The sequence below is a fragment of the Methylophaga sp. UBA4204 genome (genome assembly GCF_002379485.1).
Taxonomy (GTDB): Bacteria; Pseudomonadota; Gammaproteobacteria; order Nitrosococcales; family Methylophagaceae; genus Methylophaga.
In genome coordinates this window covers 8,184-11,845 of the sequence record NZ_DFTU01000021.1, presented here as the reverse complement: position 1 = coordinate 11,845, position 3,662 = coordinate 8,184, and the positions used below count along the sequence as shown (strand labels likewise).

The window sequence follows — 3,662 nt, the reverse complement described above, 5'->3', positions numbered from 1 at the left end:
CTCGAACCAGCGACCCAATGATTAACAGTCATTTGCTCTACCAACTGAGCTATCGGGGAACAGAAAGATGGCTATGATAGTGATTTGAGCCCGGAGGGTCAAGGATTACTACTAATTTTTTTAACTGTCTGGGCATGACTTTATATATGTTATTGATTGTAATATTTTTTCAACTGTATCGTGTTGACTGGCTTAAAACACTTTTTAGACAGAAGGAGGATTAAGTGGAATATATTGCTCCTATTAGCTCTGCCGTTATGGCACTTATCTGGGTGATTTATTTACAACTATTATTTGTTCAATATCGCCGCAGTAATCGACCTTATCTGATTTTTCACCATGCCCAGAATGAAAATCCTGATGCATTGTGCCTATTGGTCAATATGGGTGAGAGAGCGATTCATATTCAATGTGTCCAGGCAGTTGTAACGATGCAATCCGGAGAAATATATGAGCTTGGTGTTACCCAGTTCAAACGGGTGAATGTGATGGAGCAAAATGTTCAGCAGACTCTGCGTCAGGGACCATTGTTAAATGGGGGCTATCTGGTACTTGGAACCTTCAGAGATATTATTGAGAATGCTGAAGCAGCAAAAGGAGAAGCAATTGTGCTTGAACAGGTTGAAACGCTTGAATTAAGAGCTGCTGCTATACATGCGCCCAGTAAACATCCAGTGGGAGCCCGGCGTGGCTTTAAACTAAAACATGATGGAGGTTCATGCATTTTTCCAAAACAGATCTCCACTGAGCAGATGGTGAACCGTAAACAACAGAAAGAGGTGATTAACTGGATTGAAACAGAACTTAACCCAGTTAATCATCCAACAGACAGAGATGATCAGGAAAAGCCAAAAGAGCCTAATCCCTAGGCTCAAATGCAATTATCAGAGTAATTTATTGCTCAATAAATTCAGCAATGCGTTGTAAAGCATTTTGTAAATTACTTTCGCTGGTGGCAATTGATAAACGAATATGGTTTTTCAGACCAAATGCGGTTCCAGGAACCACTGCAACACCTTTTTCAACCAATAAGGCTTCTGCAAAGTCCATATCATCTGTTAAATCTGGTTTGTTAGCCAATACACCACTGATATCTGGAAACACATAAAAAGTACCATCTGTTTCGAGAGCGGTAATGCCTTGCATCTGATTCAGTTTTTCGACCACAAAATCGTGACGTTTTTTGAATTCAACCAGCATAGTTTGTACACAGCCCTGATCACCATTTAAGGCTTCGACTGAGGCCGCTTGTGAAATAGAGGTGGGGTTTGATGTGCTCTGCGATTGAATTTTTTTCATCGCGCCGATTAATTGAGCAGGGCCACCGGCATAACCAATACGCCAGCCAGTCATTGAATAGGCTTTGGAGACACCATTCATAACGATTGTGCGGTCATATAAATCAGGGCAAGCCATTACGATATTGTAAAACGGTTCATCGGCCCAATATATAAGTTCGTACATGTCATCAGTGGCGATGAGAATGTCAGGATACTTACGCAACACTTCGCCCAATGCTTCAAGTTCAGCTTTGGTGTAAGTCATGCCGGTTGGGTTGGAAGGGCTGTTGATGACAAATAACCGGGTTTTGTCAGTGATGGCTTCTTCAAGTTGTTGTGGAGTGATTTTATAACGTTGATCACGGTCGCCAATGATGATCACCGGTTTGGCATCAGCGAGTAAAACCATATCAGGATAAGATACCCAGTAAGGGGCCGGGATAATTACTTCATCGCCAGACTCTAATAAAGCCTGTGCCAGATTAAAGAAGCTTTGTTTACCGCCACATGAAACCAGAATTTGATTGGCTTCGTAAGTTAAACCGTTATCACGGGAAAACTTTTTGATGATGGCGTTTTTCAATTCAGCGGTACCATCAACCGCGGTATATTTGGTTTGGCCCTTATCAAGCGCTTTAACGGCTGCTTGTTTAATATGATCCGGCGTATCGAAATCCGGTTCGCCGGCACCAAGACCGATAATATCTTTACCTTCGGCTCTCAAGGCCGCGGCGCGTGCGGTAATGGCTAAAGTAGGTGAGGGTTTGATGCTTTGAACGCGCTGTGAGAGTTTGATAGTCAAAATCTGTCCTTCGAGAAACGATAGTGATTAGAAAACCGTAATATACGATAAACACGGACATTGCTAAAGAGTATGAAAAAACAATTTGAATTAGTCTGCGAGTTTGAACCGGCGGGGGATCAACCAACTGCGATTGCCTCGCTGGTTGAGGGATTAAACAACGGTGAAATGTGGCAGACCCTGTTGGGGGTCACCGGCTCGGGAAAAACCTTTACGATTGCCAATGTTGCGCAAGCTGTGCAGCGTCCGGTAATGGTTCTGGCACCCAATAAAACGCTGGCTGCACAACTTTATAGTGAGATGAAAGAGTTCTTTCCCAATAATGCGGTGGAATATTTCGTTTCCTATTACGATTATTATCAGCCGGAAGCCTATGTGCCGTCATCCGATACCTTTATAGACAAAGATGCGTCGGTGAACGAACAAATCGAACAAATGCGTTTATCAGCAACCAAAGCCATGCTGGAACGGCGCGATGCGATTATCGTCTCCAGTGTGTCCTGTATTTATGGTTTGGGTGATAAAGATGCCTATCTGGCGATGGTCATGCATCTGGTTCAGGGCGATATCATTAATCAACGCGAAATTTTACGGCGTCTTGCCGAGTTGCAGTATTCGCGAAATGATATTGAATTATCGCGTGGTACCTATCGGGTTCGAGGCGAGGTTATTGATATATTCCCGGCTGAATCGGAACGTGATGCGGTACGTGTAGAGTTGTTTGATGATGAAGTAGAGCAGATCAGTTATTTCGATCCGTTAACGGGTGAAATATTGCAACGGATGAACCGCATTACCATTTATCCGAAAACGCACTATGCCACCCCCCGCGAGACCATTCTGGGTGCTGTGGATTCGATCAAAGATGAATTACGTGAAAGATTGGCTGAGCTAAATGAACAGAATAAATTAGTCGAAGCTCAGCGCTTAGAGCAGCGCACCCGTTTTGATATCGAAATGTTATTAGAGCTTGGCTACTGCAACGGTATTGAAAACTATTCTCGACATTTATCGACTCGACAAGCAGGAGAGGCACCGCCCACTTTATTTGATTACCTGCCTGATGATGCCATTTTGGTCATTGATGAAAGCCATGTGATGATTCCGCAGATTGGCGCGATGTATAAGGGGGATCGGTCACGTAAGGAAACGCTGGTGAATTATGGTTTCCGATTACCGTCTGCACTGGATAACCGACCAATGATGTTTGATGAATGGGAAAAGCAGGCACCGCAAACCATTTTTGTTTCGGCTACGCCCGGGAAATATGAAGCAGAACATGCCGGCAATATCGTCGAACAGGTAGTGCGTCCAACCGGGTTAATCGATCCCGAAGTGGAAATTCGTCCGGTCGGTACGCAGGTCGATGATTTGCTTTCCGAGATTAATAAACGCACAGCCGTCAATGAGCGGGTTTTGGTCACCACCTTGACCAAACGTATGTCTGAAGATCTCACTGATTATCTTCGCGAACACAACGTCAAAGTGCGATATCTGCATTCGGATATCGATACGGTCGAACGGATGGAGATTCTGCGTGATCTACGGCTGGGTGAGTTTGATGTGCTGGTGGGTATCAA

At 44.2% G+C, this 3,662-nt stretch carries 3 protein-coding genes and 1 tRNA gene (1 of these 4 only partly in view); 2 read left to right on the top strand and 2 right to left on the bottom strand.

The features are described from left to right. A tRNA-Asn gene (locus B3182_RS02790) sits at positions 1 to 59 on the bottom strand; it reaches 127 nt to the left of the window's first position. Positions 60 to 224: 165 nt separating this feature from the next. Here B3182_RS02790 and B3182_RS02785 point away from each other — a divergent pair. Next, entirely contained in the window at positions 225 to 869 is a 645-nt protein-coding gene (locus tag B3182_RS02785) for a hypothetical protein (RefSeq protein WP_292356020.1), read from the top strand. 25 nt (positions 870 to 894) lie between these two features. Here the strand turns inward: B3182_RS02785 and B3182_RS02780 are convergent, their stop codons facing one another. Further along, on the bottom strand, positions 895 to 2,082 hold the full coding sequence (locus B3182_RS02780) for a pyridoxal phosphate-dependent aminotransferase (RefSeq protein ID WP_292356018.1): 1,188 nt from the start codon (positions 2,080 to 2,082) through the stop codon (positions 895 to 897). 72 nt (positions 2,083 to 2,154) lie between these two features. Here B3182_RS02780 and uvrB point away from each other — a divergent pair. Then, the coding region (gene uvrB, locus B3182_RS02775) for an excinuclease ABC subunit UvrB (RefSeq protein ID WP_292751443.1) at positions 2,155 to 3,662 on the top strand (1,508 nt) is incomplete at its 3' end.